The following is a 20,132-nucleotide window of genomic DNA, read 5'->3' on the forward strand; positions in this document are numbered from 1 at the left end:
GCCGCAAACTTGGCCGGCGCGGAAGACCGTGGCATAGGCCGCGGTCGTGAGACCCGCTGCCCTGATCGGCTTCGCCGCGGCCGCCCTCCTGCTCGGCGGGCTCGTCGTCGGTTACTTCGTCGCCATCCCGACGCTGTCGGCCTCGCCGCTGCTCGACGCCAACCTCGCGCGCGCCCTGACGGCCCCGCTCGGCCAGCGCCTCGCCGACCTCGCGGTCGTCTTCAGCGTCGTCCTCGCGCTCGCCGCTCCGCGGTGGATCGCCTCCAAGGCCGGCACCACCATCGCCCTCGTCCTCACCGCCGCCGCCCTCGCCCACCGTCTGCTGCTCGTGCCGCACCTCGACCGGCTGTGGGCCCGCGTCGACGTCGTCGCCGCCCGGCCGGTCGACCTCCTCGCCGAGGCCCAGCGCTGGAGCGATCACCAGCAGTGGCTGCTGCTGGCGATGTGCGTGCTCGTCCTCGCGCTGTTCGGCCTGGCCTCGCGCCGCACCGTCTGACACCCTCTGCCTGGCCCCGATCTTGCTACGGCGAGGCGGCCCCCGCCGACATGCCCGAAACCCGCCGCGCCCTTCGCCTCTCGCCCGCCCGTTCGGGCCGCCGTGCCTGCCTTTCCGCCGCGCTGGCCGTGTCCGCGGCGGTTGTCATCCCGTCACGGGCGCAGGCTGCCCCGGGACTGGATGGCACGCGCAACCTCGGGATGGGCGGAGCGACGCGCGCCTCCTCGACCGGTTCCGGGGCCATGCTGGCCAACCCGGCCAACATGGGGTTCACGCGCCAGTTCTTGATCGACCCGGTCTACCAGGCGCAGATCGAGAACAACACCCACGGGGTCGGCATCCAGGCGATGGACTCGCTGATGAACCCGCGGGTGGCCGTCGGCCTCGGCTACGTGGCCACGCTGGGCCTGCCCAACGTCACCTTCAAGGACGACCGCGGCGGCGAACACCAGCTCGAGCTGTTCCACATGGCCCACGAGGTCGGCCTGCCGATCGCCATCAACGCGGCGCCCGGGTGGCTCGCGTTCGGCGTGCGGCCCAAGTTCCTGCAGTCGAGCCTGCGCTTCGTCGACGGCCAGGGCGACCCGCACGACGCCAAGAAGCAGCGGCTCGCCTTCGGCCTCGACCTGGCGATGACCGTGTCGATCCTGCAGTTCGTCAACGTCTCGGTGGTCGGCCAGAACCTGGTCGGACCGGCGCCGCCGGCCACCTCGCTGCGGCTCGACCCGTTCGTGGTCGCGCCCGACAGCCTCAGCCGTAGCCAGGTCAGCCTGCTGTCCGACTTCCCGCGCACTCTGGCCCACGGCCTCGCGGTCTTCCCCACCCGTCAGAACGGCTTCTCGATCAACTTCGACGGCCTGTACGACTTCACGTCGTTCCGCCACCAGGACAAGTACACGCGGATGATCTTCGCCGGCGGCGCCGAGTACACCATCAAGAACACGGTGCCGCTGCGCCTCGGCGGCTACTGGGACAGCCGCGGGCGCGGCAAGCAGGACGACCGCGGCTTCATCGCCTGCGGCATCGGCTTCGTCCGCGACGCGCCCAAGCGGGGGATCGGCTTCGACCTCGGGGTCGGCTTCTCGCGCCAGATCACCGGCCCCAACCCCGAGACCCGCCTGGCCGTCAACCTCGGCATCCGCATCAATCCCCAGTGATGCCGCAGTGATGCCCGCGCGGAGCCGGCAATCACGCGGCGCGCCGGGCGAACTCCGCCGCCCGGACCGCCCGCGCGCGCGGACGTGCCCGTGACGGAGGTTCGCACAGGAACCTTGCCCCGGCCCCGCGGTCTGGACGACAGTGAGTCGCGTGACCGACCCCGAGCGAGTGTACAGCGCCGAGGAGCTCGCCGCTGCCGCCCCGCCCGACGAGCCCGAGCCGGCGCCGGCTCCCGACGAGACCTTGACCCTGGAGCAGCGGGCCGAGAACGCCCGCCGCGCCGAGCAGGACCGCCGCGATCGCCAGTTGGTCCGCCGCCTCAAGCAAGGCGACGAGGCCGCGTTCCGCGAGCTGGTCCACACCTATCAGAACCGGATCTTCGGCCTCATGCTGCGCATGATCGGCAACCGCCAGGAGGCCGAGGATCTCGCGCAGGAGGTGTTCATCATCGTCTACCGGGCGATCGGCAACTACCGCGGCGAGGGGCGCTTCTACACCTGGCTCTACCGGGTCGCCACCAACACCTGCAAGAACCGGATCAAGTACCTCAAGGGCCGCAACTTCCACCGCAGCCTCGACATCGACGAGACGCCGCAGGCGCAGATGCCGGCCGCCGAGACCGGCGCGGTCATCACCTTCCAGAGCCAGGTGCCGGGCCCCGAGGCCGTGACCGAGGGCATGCGCATGGAGAAGATCGTCCAGCGCGAGCTCGCCGCCCTTGACCCCGACCATCGCCTGCTCATCGTGCTGCGCGACGTGCAAGGCATGTCGTACCAGGACATCATCAAGATCACCGGCCTGCAGGAGGGCACGCTCAAGTCGCGCCTGCACCGGGCGCGCCTGGCGCTGAAGGAGCGCCTGGAGCCCTTCATGCGCTGAGGCGCCGAGGATCGTTCTTATGGCCAAGCCCGAGACCGACAACGCCGAAGCGCTGATGAGCGCCTACCTCGACGAGGAGCTCGACGCCGAGGGCAAGAGCAAGCTCGAGGCGATGCTCGCCGACTCGCCCGAGGCGCAGCGGGAGCTGTCCGGCCTGCAGAGCATGCTGCGGCTGGTCAAGGGCCTGCCCGAGGAGCAGGCCCCGCCCGACTTCTACGAGAAGGTGGCGAAGAAGATCCGCCGCCGCCGCTGGCTGCGCGGCGACTACCTGATCGCCCTCAGCCTGCCGTTCCAGATCATCAACGTCCTCGTGATCCTCGCCGTCGCGGTGGTCTACATGATGCTCCACCTCGACAACGACGTCGCCGGCCGCAAGCTCGAGCGCGACCCGACGGTGCAGAAGGCCAAGCCGCCGGCCCCCCAGACGCCTGCCCCGTAGGACATGCCCATCGGGGCATGCCCGCTTGGACATGCTCTGAAGAACATGTCCCTTGCGACTGACCGACATCGCTCACTTGTGATGGAACACGGCCACGCCGTCCCACTCGGGCGGCGCCTTTTCGCCGAGGCCGGCCAGCCGCGCGAGGTGCAGCCGCACCACCGGGTCGTCCGGGTTCTCGGCCTGGAACGCCTGCCAGTGGGCGCGCGCGGTCGAAAAATCGCCGGCGCGGAAGGCCGCCAGCGCCGCGGTCCAGCGGTCCAGCGCCGCGTACTCGGCGACCGCCCCGCCCGGCCCCGCCATCAGCTCGAAGATGGCAGCCGGCTGGCCCTTGCCCTTCACGCGCACCAAGTCGACCTCGCGGAAGCGGTAGCTCGCGGGCGCGGCCGCGCGGGTGCCGGCGCCGACCAGGCAGAACACCCCGTAGGTCTTGGTCAGCCCCTCGAGGCGCGACGCGAGGTTCACCGCGTCGCCGCACACCGTGTAGTCGAAGCGGTCGGCCGAGCCCATGTTGCCGACCACCATGTCGCCGGTGTTGATGCCGACGCCGATCTGCAGCTGCTCGACCCCGAACTGGCGCAGCGACGGCTGCAGGCGCGCGAGCGCGGCGTGCATCGCCAGCGCGGTCGCCAGGCCGCGCTCGGCGTGGTCGGCCCGGGCCACCGGCGCGCCGAACACCGCCATCACCGCGTCGCCGATGTACTTGTCGAGGTAACCGGCGCGCGACATCACCTCCTGCGTCATCGGCGTGAGGAACGTGTTGAGCAGCGCGACCAGGTCCTCCGGCGACAGCCGCTCGGCCACGCTGGTGAAGTCGCGGATGTCGGAGAACAGCACCGTCAGCTCGCGCCGCGCCCCGCCGAGGCCGAGCGCCTTGGGGTCGGCCAGCAGCTCGTCGAGCACCTCCGCGCCGAGGTAACTCGAAAACGTCCGGCGCAGCCGCGCCCGCTGCAGCGCCTCACCGGCGTACGCGGCCGCCAGCGCCGCCGAGCCTGCGACCACCGCGGCCAGCAGCGGCCACACCAGCACCAGCCACAGGTGCGCGCGCGTGAACGCCAGCGAGGCCGCGACGACGTCGAGACCGACCACCGCCACCACCCCGGCGATGCGCACCAGCGGCCCCGCGCGAAGGGCCGCGACGAACAGCAAGCTGACCAGGAGACCCGACAAGAGCGTGAACAGGGCGTCGGTCAGCGCCGAGCTGCGGACCAGCGGGTCGCCGGCGAGGATCGTGTCGACCGCGGTGGCCTGCAGCTCGACCCCTGGCAGGTCGCGGGCGAACGGGGTGCGGACGACGTCGTGGCCGAAGTAGGTCACGCCGAGCAGGACGATCTTGCCGCGCAGGACGTCGTCGGCCCGACCCTCGAGGACAAGGGCCGCCGACACCGTGGTGAAGGTGCCGGCGTCGCCGCGGAAGTTCAGCACCACCGCCTCGTGGTCGCCGAGCGGGACCCGGCGCGACCCGATCTGCAGGCTCGACTCGCCGCCGAGGAACGCCAGCTCGGCGCGCCCGAGGCCCTCGCGCAGGGCCACCAGCTGGACCGCCAGCGGCGCGTAGGCGGCGTCACCGACCCGCCAGGCCGCGGGGATCGCCCGCACCGCCCGGTCGCTTTCCTCCTCCACGGTGATCCCGCCGAGCGCCCGCGCCCCCGCGACCAGCTCCGGCAGCGACACCAGCCCCGTCTCGGCCGTCCGGATCGGGGGCGAGCGCGCGTCCTGCTGGCCGTAGCGGCCGTGCCGCAGCGTCGCCGCCTCCGGCAGCGGCCGCCCGTCGCCTGACTCTTGGGTCAGGTGGATGGCCAGCGCCACGTTGCCGGCCGCCGCGACCGCCGCGGCCAGCTCGGCGTCGCCCATCAGCTCGCGCCCGACCTCCTGCAGCAGCGCCTCGGCCTGTCCCTGCGTACCTGGTTCGATGAACATGTTCTTGGCGACATGTCCCTTGATACGCCTGGTGAGCCCCGGCGACAGCACCTCCTCCGGGTCGATGTAGACCTGGTCGACGCCGATCGCCGCCGGTCCGGCCGCCGCGATCGCCCGCACCAGCGCGGCAGTGCCGGCGCGGCGCTGGTACAGCTCGGGCCGGCGCTCGAGCGTGTCGTCGTCGATCGCCACGATCACGACCTCGCCGGTCGGCGGCACCGGCCCGCGCCAGCGGAACCGCTGGTCGAGGCTGGCCCGCTCGAGCGCGTCGACCCAGCGGATCTCCAGGCGCGTGCGCTCCAGCCCGCACAGCAGCGCGATCGCCACGCTGATCAGCGCCGCCAGCAGCGCCGGCGAGCGCCACGGGGCGCGCCGGCGGCGGTGCGGAGGGGGGTTCGCCGGGCCGCCGCGCATCACCGCCTTACGCGCACGATCACCCAGCCGTCGCTCACGCCGGTCAGGCGCTGGTTCAGCAGCTCGCGGGCGCACGCCGGCGCCGCCTTGCCGCCGCCGAGCGCGATCTCCTTGACGATCCCGCCGACCACCTTGAGCCGCAGCTCGGGCCCGGCCACGCCCGGCAGGGCCCCGGCCACGCACTGCGCCAGCGCATGGCGCCGCGCCTTGAGGGCCTCGGGCAGGCTGGTGCGCGTGACCTGGGTGTCGGGGTTCGTCTCGAGCACCCACGAGTCGGCCAGGTCGGCCGCGGACGACGACTCCTCCGCCTCCGGCGCGCTGCCCGGCGGCGGCACGCCCTGGCCTGGCGGCGGGGGCGGCTCGCTCTTCTTCGACGAGGACTTGTCCTTCTTCGCGTCCGTGTCGACCGGCTTCTGCGACGGCGGCGGCGCCACCGGGTCGGCCGGGCCGGCGAGGTCGTCCTCGGAGCGCCTGTTAGGCACCGGCTTGGCCCCGCCGATCTTGCCGATGCCCGCCTCGGCGTTGCCGTCGAGATCGTCGTCCCGGTCGCCGCGCTTGTTCTCGGGCACCGTGACGTCGGTGAGCGGCGCGTCGGGCCTGTCGGCCTGCTGGGCGGGCTCGGCGGACTTCACCGGGGCCGGCGGGGCCTCCATCTTGGCGACCGGAGCCGGGGTCTCCCCCGAGGCCCTGCGGGCGTTCCAGCCGGCGATCCGCTCGAGCCTGTCGGCCCCGCCGACGCGGGCGAAGGCCTCGGCGCCGAGCGCCTTCTCGAACAGCTCCGCCACGCTCTCGCCGGGCGGCGGGTCGTCGAGGTGGGCCAGCGCGCGGACCGGCGTCGACTGGTCCTCCTCCAGCTTGATCACGTAGCCGTTGGCCAGCACCACCACCGCCAGCGACCCGGGGGTGGTGATCACCGTGTCGCTACGGCGCAGCGGCAGCTCCGGGCGGCCCGGCGTGACGGCGCCCTGGGCGTCGCGGACGCTGACCTCGCCCTCGACCACCGCCAGCAGGGCCACCTCGGCCAGCGGATCTGCCACCGGCGCCGGGCCCGTCGCCGCGCTCGTGCCCGGCTCCCCGCAGCTCGCCAGCAGCAGCAGCAGCGCCACTGGAACCCCCCACATGCCTCGACGAGCCGTGCCGCGCATCGTGCCTCCTGCCGCTCAGACGGGCGTATACCACGAAAATCCGGGCCTCTCGGGCGCGCGGCCCGGCGTTTGTGTCCGCGAGGACAGCCGCGAACGTCCTCGTCGCGCGCGGCCCCGCCCATTTTCGCCGTGCGAGCGCACGTGACCACGAATTCAGCGCTTGACAATTCGAGTTCTTCGCGCTGCAGGCCCAGTACACAGTACCGTACGGTGTCACGTAAAAGCCGCGCTGGATCTGAGCGGACCTGTGATAAAAACCGGCTGTTCCCTCATGCCGCGCGAAGTCATCCTGGTCGACAGTCAGCTCGGGAACCTGGACAGCGTCGAACACGCGCTCATCCAGGTAGGCGCCTCGGTGATCGTCTCCAGCGACCCCGACCGCGTCGCCACCGCGCGCATGGTGGTGTTCCCCGGCCAAGGCTCGTTCGGGCCGACCACGCGGGCGCTGGTCGACGGGGCCATGGGCGCCGCGCTGCGCATGGTCATCGAGCGCGGCGACCCGTTCCTCGGCATCTGCCTCGGCATGCAGCTGCTGTTCGAGCAGAGCGACGAGGGCGGCGGCTTCGACGGCCTCAAGGTCCTGCCCGGCCGCGTGCGCCGGTTCCCGGCCGACATGCGGGCCGGCGACGAGCCTGACGCCGCGCGCCTGAAGATCCCCCACATGGGCTGGAGCGACGTGCAGCCGACCGGCGAGCACTTCTACTTCGCCCACAGTTACTACGTCGAGACCACCGACCCCAGCCTCGTGATGTGGTGGTGTCGCTACGGCAGCGTCGAGTTCCCGGCCACGATCTCTCGCGGCAACGTGTTCGGCTGTCAGTTCCACCCCGAGAAGAGCCAGTGGTCGGGGCTTCGGTTCCTCCGCAGCTTCATCCTGGGAGGCCGCGCCTGATGCTGGCGATCCCCGCCATCGATCTGATGGGCGGCAAGGCGGTGCGCCTGCAAGAGGGCGACCCGCGGCGAGCCACGATCTACGCCGACGACCCGGCCGCGGCGCTGCGCGATTTCCTGGCCGCCGGGGCGAGGCGCGTCCACGTCGTCGACCTCGATGGCGCCTTCGCCGGCCGCCCGGTCCAGACCGACCTCATCCGCGAGCTCGTGGCCGTCGCCCACGCCGGCGGCGCCGAGGTCGAGGTCGGCGGCGGCCTGCGCGACGTCGCCGCCGTCACCGCGGTGCTCGACACCGGCGCCGACTACGTCGTCGTCGGCACCCTCGCGGTCCGCGACCCCGACGCGGTGTCGCTGCTGTGCCGCCAGTACCCCGGCCGCATCATCGTCGCCATCGACGCGCGCGACGGCCTGGTCGCCCTCGCCGGCTGGCAGGAGCGGTCCGCCGTGCCCGCGCTGGCGCTGGCCAAGACCGCGGCGATCTGGGGCGCGGCGGCGCTGCTGCACACCGACATCGCCCGCGACGGCCTGCAGTGCGGGCCGGCCGTCGACGCCACCATCAGCCTGCAACGCGCCGTCCCCAGCGTCCTCGTGATCGCCAGCGGCGGCGTCGGCTCGCTCGCCGACCTCGACGCCCTGCGCGCCGCCGACGTGCGCGCGGTGGTCCTCGGGCGGGCGCTCTACGAAGGTAGCTTTACGTTGGAGGAGGCCCTCGCTCGATGTTGAAGCGCCGTGTGATCCCCTGCCTCGATATCAAGAACGGCCGGGTCGTCAAGGGCGTCCATTTCGCCAACCTGCGCGACACGGGCGACCCCGTCGAGGCAGCGCGCGCCTATGACACGCAAGGCGCCGACGAGCTGTGCCTCCTCGACATCACCGCGACCACCGAGGGGCGTGACACCTTCGTCGACGTGGTCCGCCGCGTGGCCGGGCAGATCTTCACGCCGCTGACCGTCGGCGGCGGGGTCCGCCGCGAGGCCGACGTCCGCCGCCTGCTGGGCGCCGGCGCCGACAAGGTCGCCGTCAACAGCGCCGCGGTCGCCAACCCGCTGCTGATCCGCCAGCTCGCCGACCGCTACGGCAGCCAGTGCATCGTCGTCGCCGTCGACGTGCGCCAGCTGAAGCCGCTGCCGGGCGAGACCGACCCGCTGTACGAGGTCGTGATCCACGGCGGCACCCGCTCGACGGGGCTCGACGCGGTGTCGTGGTGCGAGCAGGCCGCCTCCCTCGGCGCGGGGGAGATCTTGCTGACCTCGATGGACAAGGACGGGACCCGCGACGGCTATGACCTGGCGATCACCCGCGAGGTCAGCCGGCGCGTGCCGATCCCGGTGATCGCCTCCGGCGGCGTCGGCTCGCTCGAGCACCTGCGCCAGGGCCTCGACCCCAAGGAGGGCGCCGCGGACGCCGCCCTCGCCGCCTCGATCTTCCACTTCGGCCTCTACACCATCGCCCAGGCCAAGCACTACCTGGCCGACCACGGCATCCCCGTCCGCCCGCACGAGGCGCCGCGCGGGGTGCTCATCACCGGCTGACCGTTCGGACATGCCCGCTCGGGCATGTCCGTCGGTACCTGCCCCGACATTCCTGGCCCTTCGGACATGTCCCTCCAGACAGACCCCGCCGCGCTGTGGTCGACGCTGACGCCCGGCCCCGACGGCCTGGTCGCGGCGGTGGTCCAGCACGTGGACACCGGCGAGGTGCTGATGCTCGGCCACATGAACGCCGAGGCGCTGGCGCGCACTCTGGCGCGCGGGCGCGTGACGTTCTGGAGCCGCAGCCGGCAGCAGCTGTGGGAGAAGGGCGAGACCTCGGGGCACACTCTCGAGCTGCGCGGGCTCGCGGTCGACTGCGACGCCGACGCGCTGCTGGTCCAGGCCGCGCCGCGCGGGCCGACCTGCCACACCGGCGCGCCGAGCTGCTTCTTCCGCCCCGTCGGCGAGCCGCCGGCGCCGCGGCCGACCGAGGTGTTCGAGCAGCTGTTCGCCGAGATCTGCGAGCGCAAGGCCGGGCGCGGGATGACGAACCGCGACGGCAAGAGCTACGTCCGCGACCTCCTCGCCGGCGGAGTGGCGAAGATCGCCGCCAAGCTGCACGAGGAGGCCGGCGAGCTGGCCGAGGCGCTGGCCGAGGACGACCGCGGCCACATCGCCCGCGAGGCCGCCGACTTGCTGTTCCACGCCCTCGTCGGCCTGGCCCACCGCGACGTCCCGCTCGCCGACGTCGCCGCCGAGCTCGCGCGCCGCATGGGCCGCAGCGGCCTCGACGAGAAGGCCGCCCGCGCCCCGGCCGCCGCCGAGCCGGACGGACCTGCGCCCTCGGGCTGACGCCGACGGCGAGGTCGCGCGGGCCCGTCGTCGCCCCGGGACGGCGCGGCGGAGAGCGGATATGCTGGGCGCGCCATGGCTCTGAGCGTCCTCGGGTGGTGTCTCTTCGCCTACCTCATCGCTGCGATCCCGATGGGCGTGGTGGTCGGATATTTGCGCGGGGTCGACATCCGGCAGGTCGGCTCCGGCAATATCGGCGCGACCAATGCGTCGCGGGTGCTCGGCGCCAAGTGGGGCCTCGTCGTGTTCGCGCTCGACGTCTTCAAGGCCTACCTGCCGGTCCGCATGGCCATGGAATCCGGCCTCGGCGACCTGCCGGACGCGCCGTCGGCACTCGCCTGGGTCGGTCTGGCGGCGACCCTCGGCCACATCTTCCCCGTCTATCTCGGGTTCCGCGGCGGCAAGGGTGTCGCTTGCGCGCTCGGGGTCTTCTCCGCCCTGCTGCCGCTCGCCGGGCTCATCGCCGCGGTCATCTACGTGCAGACCCTCGCCCTCACCCGCGTGTCCGCGATCGGCTCGCTCACGGCCGTCAACGCCGCGGCGCTGCACATCTTGATCACCGACGCGCCGCCGGCCTACAAAGGGTTGGTCGTTGCGATCGCCGCGCTCATCTGGGTCCGGCACCGCGGCAACCTCCGCGAGCTGTCCCGCTCGCGCAGATCCCCTTCCTGACTCATGCCCGCGCCCAAGACCCGCACGCTCTACGTCGGAGGCTTGCCCCCGGAGGCCTCCCCCGAAGCGCTGCGCGAAGCCTGGGCCCGCTTCGGCGTCATCGACGACGTCCGCCTGATCCCCCGCCGCGAGCTCGTCATCGCCTACGTCACCTTCGCCGACGAGGCCTCCGCCCACGGCGCCCGCCGGGCCCTCGACGGCTCGACCTTCGCCGGCCACCGCCTGCGCGTCGAGTTCGCCATCTGACCTCCGGGGCATGTCCTAAAAAACATGCCTATTACGGCATGCCCGCTCCCGGAGTCGGAGCTCGTGCGAGGCCGAAGTCGCCGCGACCCTCAGGCCGCGCGGGACCACAGCGCCGCGTCGAGCTCGCCGCACAGGCGGACGGCGGTGGCGGCCGGCGGCAGGCCGAGGACGCGCAGGGCCGGCTCCTCGAGCAGGGCCAGCGACGCCTGCAGCTCGGCGATCGCCGCCCGGCGGGCGCTCGCCACCGCGTCGCGGCCGGCGGCGTCGAGCTGGCCCATGAGCCAGGCGTCGATCGCCCACGCCAGCTCGGCGTGGCGCGCCTCGTCGGCGGCGATCTCCTCGTACATCGTGCGCAGCGCGGGCACGGCGGCGAAGCGGGCCTGATGCGCGGCCGACAGCGCGGCCCAGGTCTCGCGCACGCAGCCCTCGACCGCGTTCTCGACCGCGATCGCCAGCAGCTCGCGCACCGCCAGGGCCACGTGCGCCGGCGGCGTGACCTCGGCCCCGCGAGCCCGGGCCGCGTCGGCCACGACCTCGGCGTGCCGCACCTCGTCGGCCACCGCGGCGTCGATGCGCGCCAGCAGCTCGGCGGGCGCGCCCCAGGCCGCCAGTTCGCGCGCCAGCGAGCGGAACGCGTGGACCGAGGCCGCCTCGTCGTGGGCCGCGCGCGCCAGCCAGGCCCCCGCCGGATCGGCCTCGGGCCGCTCGCCCCGCGAGGTCACGCAGGCGTGGCGCCGGCCCTCGCAGTAGGCCGGATACGTGCATGCGACGACCACCTTCGTCGCCTCCTTGGTGACCTCGCAATCGAGCGGCTTTTCGAACTCGTCGATCCGGTACTTGCACACCAGCGCGCAGGTCTCCGCCTCGGTCAGCAGCTCGCCCCCGGTCGCGTCGGTCGTGCCCGCGCTCGCGTCCGTCGTGCCCGCGCTCGCGTCCGTCGTGCTCGCGTCCGTCGTGCTCGCGTCCCCGTCCGTCGTGCCGGAGCTCGCGTCCGTCGTGCTCGCGTCGGCCGACGTGGTCGGACTGTTCGGGTCCGGCGTGAATGGATTGTTCTTCTGAAACTCGGCGTAGTCCTCGGGGGTCAGCTCGACCTCCTGAGTGTACTGGGAGCTCATACAACCGGAGACAGAGTCACCGCAGCCGGACAACAGGTTGGCGAACAACGCGGCGAGGGGCAGCGACAAATAAGACTGAGAACGCATGCGGCCGAGCGTAGCAGCCCGTTTGCTGCATGCCACGGGTCACCCGCCGCGGGCGATCCCGAGGAGCTTCATCTTCTTGTGAAGATGGGTGCGCTCGACGTCGAGGGTCTCGGCCGTCTTCGACACGTTCCAATTCTGCTCGCTCAGCCGCTGGAGGATGAACGCGCGCTCGACCGAGTCGCGGAACGCCTTGAGGGACATGCCCGGAGGGACAGCCCCCTCGCCGAACTGGACCACCGCATCGCCCCCGACCAGCGCCCCCGCCTCTTCTTCCGGGTCGCCGCGGATCTCCAGCGGAACGTCGCCGATCTCGATGTCGCCGTCGGACAGGATCGCGATCCGCTCCATCACGTTGCGCAGCTCGCGGACGTTGCCCGGCCACGGGTACGTCTCGAGCGTGGCCTGGGCCGCTGGCGACATGCGCTTGGGCGCGATGCCGTTCTCGTGGCAGGCGAGGTCGAGGTAGTAGCGGCACAGCAGCGCGACGTCGCCGGGGCGCTCGCGCAGCGGCGGCACCGAGATCGGCACCACCGCGAGGCGGAAGTACAGGTCCTCGCGAAACTCGCCCGTGCCCACGAGCTCGCGCAGGTTGCGGTGGGTCGCCGCCAGCACGCGGACGTCGACCTTGATCGGCCGCTCGCCGCCGACGCGCATCAGCTCGCCGCTCTGCAGCACGCGCAGCACCTTGGCCTGCGCGTTGAGGTCCATGTCGCCGATCTCGTCGAGGAACAGGGTGCCGCCGTGGGCCAGCTCGAACAGGCCGCGCTTCTGCCCGGTCGCGCCGGTGAACGCCCCGCGCTCGTGGCCGAACAGCTCGCTCTCGATCAGCTCGCGCGGGATCGCGGCGCAGTTGACCTTCACGAACGCCGCGGCCCGCCGCTCGCTGGCGTCGTGGATCGCCCGCGCCACCAGCTCCTTGCCGGTCCCGCTCTCGCCCTCGATCAACACCCGCGCCCGCGTGCCGCCGACCTTGATCACCTGGCGCAGCAGCTCCTGCATCGGCCGCGACTCGCCGATGATCTCCCGCCGCGCCCGCGCCCGCAGGCTGCGCAGCTCGGCCTCGGTCTGGTAATGACGCAGGGCGTTGCGCACGCTGACGATCACGCGGTCGCGCGCGAGCGGCTTTTCGAAGAAGTCGAACGCGCCGAGCCGGGTCGCACGCACCGCGTCGGTGACTGTCGCGTGACCGCTGATGAGGATGACCGGCAGCGGCGGAGTGCCGCCGCCGATCTCGCACAACTTCTCGAGCAGCTGCAGGCCCGACATGTTGGGCAGGCAGACGTCGACCATGACCACCTGGATCGGCCGCTGGCCCTCGGGCCCCTCGACGAGGGCGCGCTGGATCATCTCCAGGCCCTCCTCCGCGCTGTCGGCGTCGAGCACCGTGGCGCCCTCGCCCTCGAGCACCATGCGGAGCGTGCGACGGATGTTGCGCTCGTCGTCGATGACGAGGATCGTGCCGCCCAGGCCCGTGGTCTCGCTCATGCGCGTACGATCCTAGCACCGCCGGCGGCACGCTCGCCCTGCCCGCGACGGCGCCCGCGATGGCCCCCCGCGGGTGTCTGGCGTCGAAGTGCGCGGCGCCCGCAGCGGACTCGTCGCCCTCGCATCACCGACGCTCACGTGGGGCGCTTCGCCGCCGGTGCGCATGCGCAGCGCTCCGCCGCCCGCGCATCACCGGTGCTCACACGCAGCGCTTCGCGCTCCCGCATCACCGGCGCTCACGAGCGGCGCTTCGCATCCGCGCACCACCGGCGCTCACGCGCGGCGCCTCGCGCTCGCGCGCGCCGCGACTCACTGGTTCACTGGCGCAGCAGCGCGCGCACCGCCTCGCCTGCGCCCTCGAGCGCGACGCGCTCTTGCGTGCCGCTCGCCAGGTGCTTGAGCGTGACCTGCCCGGCCTTGAGCTCCTCGCCACCGACGATCGCCGCCACGGGAGCCTTCACGCCCGGCGTGTCGGCGTACTGCAGCTGCTTGCCGAGCTTGGCCTCCTCGGGGAACACCTCGACCTTGACGCCCTGACGCCGCAGCGAGTGGGCCACGCGCAGCGCCTCGACGCGCGGCGTGCCCTCCATCCAGCACAGCAGCACGTCTGGCCCGATGGACAGGTTGGGGAACATCCCGCGCTCCTCCATGACCACGAGGATCCGCTCGAGGCCGAGCGAGAAGCCGACCGCCGGCACCTGCTTCTTGCCGAACATGCCGACGAGGTTGTCGTAGCGGCCGCCGCCGCCGAGGCTGCCGGCGAGGTCCGGCACCGCGATCTCGAAGATCGAGCCGGTGTAGTAGCCGAGGCCGCGCGCCAGATCGAGGCTGAGCTGGATGTGCGGCCCGGCCGGCGTCGCCGCCAGCAGGTCGAACAGCTCCTCCAGCTCGGCCAGCGCCTTGAGCCCGAGCTCGTCGGTGATCTGCTTGCGCACCCGCTTGATCGGCGTCTTCGGCCCCTCGGCGATCTGGTTGAGGTCGAAGCCGAACAGCTGCTCGCCGTCGGCGGTGAGCACGAGCATCATCAGCTTGTTGGCCGCCTCGGTGCTGATCCCGCGGGTCGCCAGCTCCTCGAGCACGCCGCCGTGGCCGACCTTGTCGAGCTTGTCGATCGCCACCAGCGCCGCCGCCTCGTGGGCGATGTCGATGCCCGCGTGGTGCATCATGGCCCGCAGCAGCTGGCGGTGGTTGATGCGGATCTTGAAGTCCGTGAAGCCGAGCGCGTGCAGGACCTCCGCGACCGCGCCGCACACCTCCGCCTCGGCGACGAGGCTGCTCGTGCCGGTGACGTCGACGTCGCACTGGTAGAACTCGCGAAACCGGCCCTTGCCCGGCCGGTCGGCGCGCCACACCGGCTGGATCTGGTAGCGCTTGAAATATTTGGGCAGGTCGTACTGCGCGGCCACGCGAGCCAGCGGCACGGTGAGGTCGTAGCGCAGGCCCTGGTCGGACAGCTGGCTCTCGTAGAGCCGCACGTCGGCCCGCGCCTCGCGGCTCGGGTCCTCGCCGACCGACTCCAGCTCATCCTCCGACAAGCCCGCGACGAGCTTGGCCCCCGCCTCGAGCCCGCGGTGCAGCGCGTCCCGCCGGTGCAGCAGGCGGTACAGCAGCTGGTCGCCCTCCTCGCCGTACTTGCCCAGCAAGGTGCTGAGGTTCTCGATCGCGGGGGTCTCGAGCGGGACGAACCCGTAGCTGCCGTAGATCCGGCGGACCACGTCGATGACGTGCTGCCGCCGGGCGATGTCGGCGGGCAGGAAGTCACGCATACCGCTCGGCGGCTTGGTGGAGATCTTGGGGGCGTTCATGGCGGTCGAAGAAGGGCAGCGCTCGGCTCGCCCGGTCATTGCCATGCCAGGACTGTGCCGCGGGCGCAAGGCCGTCGCGTGCAGCGCGGCCCTGTGCCAAATATAGGGCCGTGGCCCCCGAATCGGACCTGCCGCGCGAGCCGCCCGGCGTTTTTTACCCGGTCAGCGACGACGCGGGTCAAAGCGGCCTCCAGTCGGTCGTGATCCACCTCCTGCTCGACCTGCTCGAGGATTACTTCGCGGTCCTCGAGCGCCCGGTGTTCGTCGGCGCGAACCAGTTCCTTTATTACAAGCAGGGCGATCCACGCTCGGTGGTCGCGCCGGACGTCTACGCGACGCCTGACCTGCCTTTTCAGACAGGCCACCTCCCGCGGCCGACCTGACCATTCAGCCAGGTCGAGCCGCGCGCCGTCACGCCTTCGTCAGGGTGATGGCGACCTGCTCCTCGTCGATCGTGTCCTCGAGGACATGATCCCCCGCCAGCTCCGTCCCGGGTGCCACGACCTGCAGCGCATCGGCGCGGGTCTCGCTGCGGATCTCCGCGGCGTGGGCGGCGTCGGCGAGGGCGGCGGCCAGCTCGCCGCCGCAGCGGAAGGTCACCACGATCCGCTCGTTCATGTCGAGCTCGTGGTCGCGGCGCAGGTCCTGCACGCGCTTGGTCAGCTCTCGGGCCAGGCCCTTGCGGCGCAGCGCCGGCGTCTGGGTCGTGTCGAGCACCACCGTCACCCCGGCCTCGTGCGCGACTACCAGGCCCGGCCGCGGCGTGCGAGTGAGCAGGACGTCGTCGACGCCGAGCGCCTCGCCCTCGACCTCGACGCGGCCCTCGGCGAGGAAGCGGCGCAGGGCCGCCTGGTCGAGCGCCTGGACCGCCGCCGCGACCGCCTTCATCTTGCCGCCGAGGCGCTTGCCCAGCGTCTTGAAATTGGCCTTGGCGCTGAGCTCGACCAGCGCGCTGTCGTCGGCCGAGGCCGCGATCTCCTCGACGTTGAGCTCGCCCTTGAGCTCCTCCTGCACGGCCGGGTCGGCGAAGCGCGCCAGCTCCTCCGGGCGCTCGTGGACGATCGTCAGCCGCGCCAGCGGCCGGCGCACGTTGATGCGCTCGCGCTCGCGCAGGCCGAGGCCGAGGCCGACGACCTGGCGCTGGGCCGCGACCTCGCGCTCGAGCGCCTCGTCGCGGGCCCACACGTCGGCTTCCGGGAAGCGGGTGAAGTGGACGCTCTCCTCGCCGGGCACCGCGAGCCCCGGATCGACCACCAGCCGCTGGTACAGGTGCTCGGTGAAGAACGGCATCACCGGCGCCATCGCCCGCGCGATCGTCACCAGCGCGCGGTACAGCGTCGCGTAGGCCCGCTGCTTGTCGACGTCGGCCGGGTTGTTGGCGCGCCAGTAGCGGCGCCGGCCGCGGCGGATGTACCAGTTGTTGAGGTCGTCGCAGATCTCGAGGAAGTGCGGCACCAGGTTCGACAGCTCGTAGGCCTCGTACTCGCGGGTGAGGTTGGTGAGGAAGCCGCCGACGCGCGAGGTGATCCAGCGGTCCAGCGGGTGCTCCAGCGCCTGCGGCCCGAGGTCGTCGGCGGTCGGCGTCCAGCCGTCGGCCAGCGCGTAGGTGGTGAGGAAGTAGTAGGCGCTCCACAGCGGCAAGATCGCCAGGCGCACCGTCTCCTTGACGCACTCGCCGGTGAGGTCGTTGACGTCCTTGCCGAACTTCATCGGCTCGCCGCGGACCACCGCGCTGTTGATGAGGTAGGCGCGCAGCGCGTCGGCGCCGAAGCTGTCGATCACCTTGGCCGGGTCGGGGTAGTTCTTCAGCCGCTTCGACATCTTCTTGCCGTCGGCGGCGAGGATCAGCCCGTTGACGATCACGTTCTTGAACGCCGGCCGGCCGAACAGCGCGGTCGACAGCACGTGCAGCGTGTAGAACCACCCGCGCGTCTGGTCGAGGCCCTCGGCGATGAAGTCGGCCGGCAGGTTGTCCTCGACGTAGGCCTTCTTGTCGGCGTCGAACGGGTAATGATTCTGCGAGTAGGGCATGCTGCCCGACTCGAACCAGCAGTCGAAGACCTCGGCGATCCGGCGGTACGTGCCGCCGCCGGGCGCGGGCCAGGTGATGCCGTCGACGTTCTCGCGGTGGAGGTCGGCGAGGCTGCCGGCGGCGAGGCCGGCGAGCCGCTCGAGCTCGGCCACGCTGTGGATGCAGACCATGTCGGCCGGGTCACGGTCGTTGCGCCACACGGGCAGCGGCGTGCCCCAGTAGCGGTTGCGGCTGAGGTTCCAGTCGCGGGCGTTCTCCAGCCAGTTGCCGAACCGGCCGCTGCCGACGTGCTCGGGGACCCACTGGATCTTCTTGTTGTTGGCGACCAGCTCGTCGCGCAGCGTCTCGACGCGCATGAACCACGTCGACAGCGCCATGTAGATCAGCGGCTGCTCGGTGCGGTAGCAGTGCGGGTACGGGTGGACGATCGTGTCCTGGTCGACGACCTTGTGCTCGCGCTTGAGGCGGTCGACGATCGGCTTGTCGGCGTCCTTGACGAAGGTGCCGGAGAACTCGCCGACGCGGTCGTCGAAGATGCCCGAGAGGTTGACCGGGCAGACCACCGGCAGGCCGTTGGCCTGGCCGACCTGGTAGTCGTCCTCGCCGAACGCGGGGGCCTGGTGGACGATGCCGGTGCCGCTGTCGGTCGACACGTAGGTCGCGCCGAGCACCTTGAAGCACCAGCGCGTGCCGTCGGGCCGCTCGCGCAGGTCGGCGAAGAACGGCAGCAGCGGCGCGTAGGGCCGACCGACCAGGTCCTTGCCCTTGAGGCGAGCGAGCTCTTCCGTGGCGCCGACGCGGCCGCGCTGCTGGTAGTCGGCGAGCCGACCGGGCTCGAGGTACGCGACCTCGCCGGTGTCGACCACGCGCACCTTGACGTAGTCGATGTCGGGATGGACCGCGAGCGCCAGGTTGCTCGGCAGCGTCCAGGGGGTCGTGGTCCACGCCCACAGGTTCGCGTCCTCGTCTTCGAGGCGGAAGCGCACGGTGAGGCTCGGGTCCTGACGACGCTTGTGGCCCTCCTTGCGCGTCACCGGGTCCCTCTCTTGCGGCCCCTGGGCGACCTCGAAGTTGGACAGCGGAGTGCCCAGCGCCGGCGACACCGGCTGGACGCGATAGCCCTCGTAGATGAGGCCTTTGTCCCACAGCTGGCCGAAGCACCACCAGACGGACTCCATGAACGTGAAGTCCATGGTCTTGTAGTCGTCGCGGAAGTCGACCCACCGACCCATGCGACCGACGACCTTCTCCCATTCGCCGGTGAAGCGGAGGACGCCCGCGCGACAGGCCGCGTTGAACTGCGGCACGCCGAAGCGCTCGATGTCCGCCTTGCCGTGGAGGCCGAGCTCGTTCTCGACGAGGCTCTCGATCGGCAGGCCGTGGCAATCCCAGCCGAACCGGCGCTCGACGCTCCGGCCGCGCATGAACCAGAACCGCGGCACGATGTCCTTGATCGTGCCGGCCAGGAGGTGGCCGTAGTGAGGAAGCCCGGTGGCGAACGGCGGGCCGTCGTAGAACACGAACGCGGGCCGCCCCGAGCCGTCTGCGCGCGTGGTGGTGCGCAAACTCTTGCCCTCGATGTCCCCGTCGCGCCAAAATTGGAGGATCTCCTGCTCGAGGCGCGGGAGGTCGAGCTGCGAATTGGGCCTCAAGAACGGGGATGCGGGCTTCGGGGCGGACATACGGCCTGAATGCCTGCATGGCTCGCCCGCGGCCACAGGTCAAGTCCCCGTCGCGCGCGCGGCGAGGTCGCCTGGCGCGCCGTGAAACCCGACCGGCTTCGGACCCGTCTCAAGCAAGGCCGTCGTGACGTTGTCGACACGCTCACGGCTGGGTATCCTGCTCTCTCACCCTCGCGCGAGGCCACTCCGGACCATGACCATGAAACACCTGACCCCTGCCCTCCTCGTCACCGCGCTCGCCGCCGGTGCCTGCGGCGACAACGGCACCGCCACCACCGACGGGGACACCGGCGATGCGGAGCGCCAGCCCCAGGTCGGCGAGTGGAAGAAGGAGGTCGACGCGCTGCCGTTCCCGCTGAGCGGCGACGCCCGGATCACGACGCTGACGATCGGCCGCAAGGAGTTCGACGAGAACTACGCCAACCGCGGCAACATCGAGGTCCTGTTCGACCACCCCGAGGAGACGATCACCGTCGAGACCCGCAAGTACGTGTTCGGCGACGGGATCGACAGGGACAACACGTTCGACAAGCTGTCGCTGTGGGCGTTCGTCAGCTCGGGCAACCCGACCCGGCCGGACTCGCAGCCGGGCGCCAGCGACTGCACCAAGGACACCTGGAAGGACAACTGCGCGATCTACGTCTACTACGACGGCAAGTCGCAGCCCGAGCGCTCCGGCATGGACTTCCGCGTCCACCTGCCGACCGGCTACCGTGGCAAGCTGTTCGTCAGCACCGAGGACAACATCACCGAGCAGTCGTACCCGCGCCGCGGCAACATCACGCTCGACAACCTGTGCACCCACGGCGACGTAGCGATGGAGGCCGGCTGGGCCAAGATCAAGATGTGCCGCGAGCTGACCCCGGCGCCCGCCTGTCCGCCGGCCGGCATCGAGAACTGCGAGACCTTCCCCGACGGCGCCTGGTCCAAGGACTGCCAGTGCGGCGACGGCAGCCTGTTCGGCCAGCTCATCGTGCGCGCGCCCCAGCCGTGGGCCGCCAACATCACGGTCGACATCCCCGAGACGGTGTGGCTGAACACCACGCTGAAGAACACCGAGGTGATGAAGCCGCACGACTGCAAGCCGCAGATCACCGCCTGCACCGGCGACAACTGCACGATGAACACCGAGGACGAGTACGCGCCCTCCGCCGAGTTCAACTACCCGAGCAAGGCGGCCCCGTCGGGCGCCGGCTTCAACGTCACCGTCGAGAGCGGCGGCTGCACCAAGATCCCGTTCGTCGACGACCCGAAGAAGTGGAAGCCCGAGGCCGAGGGCGAGCCGGACGAGCAGCTGCGCGGCCTCCTCGACGTCTGCAGCGGCTGCCTGTGATCACCTGAC

Annotated in this window: 18 protein-coding genes; 12 read left to right on the forward strand and 6 right to left on the reverse strand. The window is 71.7% G+C overall.

Annotated features, from left to right (window positions below; all coding sequences use genetic code 11):
• Positions 1 to 46 precede the first annotated feature (46 nt).
• The 4 genes from OV090_RS47050 (at position 47) to OV090_RS47065 (ending at position 2,972) form a co-directional block, all read left to right on the forward strand.
• Positions 47 to 496 (forward strand): hypothetical protein, encoded by a 450-nt coding sequence (locus OV090_RS47050; RefSeq protein WP_267711617.1) that lies wholly within the window; start codon positions 47 to 49, stop codon positions 494 to 496.
• Between the two features lie 242 nt (positions 497 to 738).
• The gene (locus OV090_RS47055; RefSeq protein WP_267711618.1) at positions 739 to 1,653 is read left to right on the forward strand and encodes a hypothetical protein; all 915 of its coding nucleotides are present in this window, start codon (positions 739 to 741) and stop codon (positions 1,651 to 1,653) included.
• 151 nt (positions 1,654 to 1,804) lie between these two features.
• Positions 1,805 to 2,533, forward strand: coding sequence for a sigma-70 family RNA polymerase sigma factor (locus OV090_RS47060; RefSeq protein WP_267711619.1), 729 nt, complete (start codon positions 1,805 to 1,807; stop codon positions 2,531 to 2,533).
• Between the two features lie 19 nt (positions 2,534 to 2,552).
• The gene (locus tag OV090_RS47065; protein ID WP_267711620.1) at positions 2,553 to 2,972 is read left to right on the forward strand and encodes a hypothetical protein; all 420 of its coding nucleotides are present in this window, start codon (positions 2,553 to 2,555) and stop codon (positions 2,970 to 2,972) included.
• A gap of 72 nt (positions 2,973 to 3,044) precedes the next feature.
• On the opposite strand, the gene OV090_RS47070 is transcribed toward OV090_RS47065, so the two are convergent.
• Positions 3,045 to 5,306, reverse strand: coding sequence for an adenylate/guanylate cyclase domain-containing protein (locus OV090_RS47070; RefSeq protein ID WP_267711621.1), 2,262 nt, complete (start codon positions 5,304 to 5,306; stop codon positions 3,045 to 3,047).
• Positions 5,306 to 6,427 carry a hypothetical protein gene (locus OV090_RS47075; RefSeq protein WP_267711622.1) on the reverse strand — a complete coding sequence of 374 codons (1,122 nt, stop codon included), beginning with the start codon at positions 6,425 to 6,427 and terminating at the stop codon, positions 5,306 to 5,308. The genes OV090_RS47070 and OV090_RS47075 overlap by 1 nt, the downstream gene beginning before the upstream one ends.
• A 295-nt stretch (positions 6,428 to 6,722) precedes the next feature.
• Here OV090_RS47075 and hisH point away from each other — a divergent pair, with 295 nt between their 5' ends.
• The 6 genes from hisH to OV090_RS47105 all read left to right on the forward strand — a co-directional run bounded on the left by hisH (position 6,723) and on the right by OV090_RS47105 (position 10,584).
• A complete protein-coding gene (gene hisH, locus OV090_RS47080; protein WP_267711623.1) occupies positions 6,723 to 7,343 on the forward strand; it encodes an imidazole glycerol phosphate synthase subunit HisH in 621 nt (206 codons plus the stop codon).
• Positions 7,343 to 8,065, forward strand: a complete 723-nt coding sequence (locus tag OV090_RS47085; protein WP_267711624.1) for a HisA/HisF-related TIM barrel protein — start codon at positions 7,343 to 7,345, stop codon at positions 8,063 to 8,065. The genes hisH and OV090_RS47085 overlap by 1 nt, the downstream gene beginning before the upstream one ends.
• Positions 8,059 to 8,874, forward strand: a complete 816-nt coding sequence (gene hisF, locus OV090_RS47090) for an imidazole glycerol phosphate synthase subunit HisF (RefSeq protein ID WP_267711625.1) — start codon at positions 8,059 to 8,061, stop codon at positions 8,872 to 8,874. The genes OV090_RS47085 and hisF overlap by 7 nt, the downstream gene beginning before the upstream one ends.
• A gap of 66 nt (positions 8,875 to 8,940) precedes the next feature.
• On the forward strand, positions 8,941 to 9,666 hold the full coding sequence (gene hisIE / locus OV090_RS47095; protein ID WP_267711626.1) for a bifunctional phosphoribosyl-AMP cyclohydrolase/phosphoribosyl-ATP diphosphatase HisIE: 726 nt from the start codon (positions 8,941 to 8,943) through the stop codon (positions 9,664 to 9,666).
• A gap of 75 nt (positions 9,667 to 9,741) precedes the next feature.
• A complete protein-coding gene (locus OV090_RS47100) occupies positions 9,742 to 10,338 on the forward strand; it encodes a glycerol-3-phosphate acyltransferase (protein WP_267711627.1) in 597 nt (198 codons plus the stop codon).
• Positions 10,339 to 10,341: 3 nt separating this feature from the next.
• Positions 10,342 to 10,584, forward strand: coding sequence for an RNA-binding protein (locus OV090_RS47105; RefSeq protein ID WP_267711628.1), 243 nt, complete (start codon positions 10,342 to 10,344; stop codon positions 10,582 to 10,584).
• Positions 10,585 to 10,673: 89 nt separating this feature from the next.
• Here the strand turns inward: OV090_RS47105 and OV090_RS47110 are convergent, their stop codons facing one another.
• The 3 genes from OV090_RS47110 to hisS all read right to left on the reverse strand — a co-directional run bounded on the left by OV090_RS47110 (position 10,674) and on the right by hisS (position 15,076).
• Complete coding sequence (locus tag OV090_RS47110) at positions 10,674 to 11,786, reverse strand: hypothetical protein (RefSeq protein ID WP_267711629.1); 1,113 nt, start codon at positions 11,784 to 11,786, stop codon at positions 10,674 to 10,676.
• A gap of 39 nt (positions 11,787 to 11,825) precedes the next feature.
• The gene (locus OV090_RS47115) at positions 11,826 to 13,271 is read right to left on the reverse strand and encodes a sigma-54 dependent transcriptional regulator (RefSeq protein WP_267711630.1); all 1,446 of its coding nucleotides are present in this window, start codon (positions 13,269 to 13,271) and stop codon (positions 11,826 to 11,828) included.
• A 317-nt stretch (positions 13,272 to 13,588) separates the two neighbouring features.
• A complete protein-coding gene (gene hisS, locus OV090_RS47120) occupies positions 13,589 to 15,076 on the reverse strand; it encodes a histidine--tRNA ligase (protein WP_267711631.1) in 1,488 nt (495 codons plus the stop codon).
• Between the two features lie 110 nt (positions 15,077 to 15,186).
• Between hisS and OV090_RS47125 the strand changes: the two genes are divergently transcribed.
• On the forward strand, positions 15,187 to 15,459 hold the full coding sequence (locus tag OV090_RS47125) for a hypothetical protein (protein WP_267711633.1): 273 nt from the start codon (positions 15,187 to 15,189) through the stop codon (positions 15,457 to 15,459).
• A 28-nt stretch (positions 15,460 to 15,487) separates the two neighbouring features.
• Here the strand turns inward: OV090_RS47125 and ileS are convergent, their stop codons facing one another.
• On the reverse strand, positions 15,488 to 18,790 hold the full coding sequence (gene ileS, locus OV090_RS47130) for an isoleucine--tRNA ligase (RefSeq protein WP_267711634.1): 3,303 nt from the start codon (positions 18,788 to 18,790) through the stop codon (positions 15,488 to 15,490).
• Between the two features lie 193 nt (positions 18,791 to 18,983).
• On the opposite strand from ileS, the gene OV090_RS47135 reads away from it, so the two are divergent.
• On the forward strand, positions 18,984 to 20,123 hold the full coding sequence (locus tag OV090_RS47135) for a hypothetical protein (RefSeq protein ID WP_267711635.1): 1,140 nt from the start codon (positions 18,984 to 18,986) through the stop codon (positions 20,121 to 20,123).
• The last annotated feature ends 9 nt before the right edge of the window (positions 20,124 to 20,132 follow it).

It is taken from the genome of Nannocystis sp. RBIL2, from assembly GCF_026626745.1.
In the GTDB taxonomy this organism is placed as follows: Bacteria; Myxococcota_A; Polyangia; order Nannocystales; family Nannocystaceae; genus Nannocystis.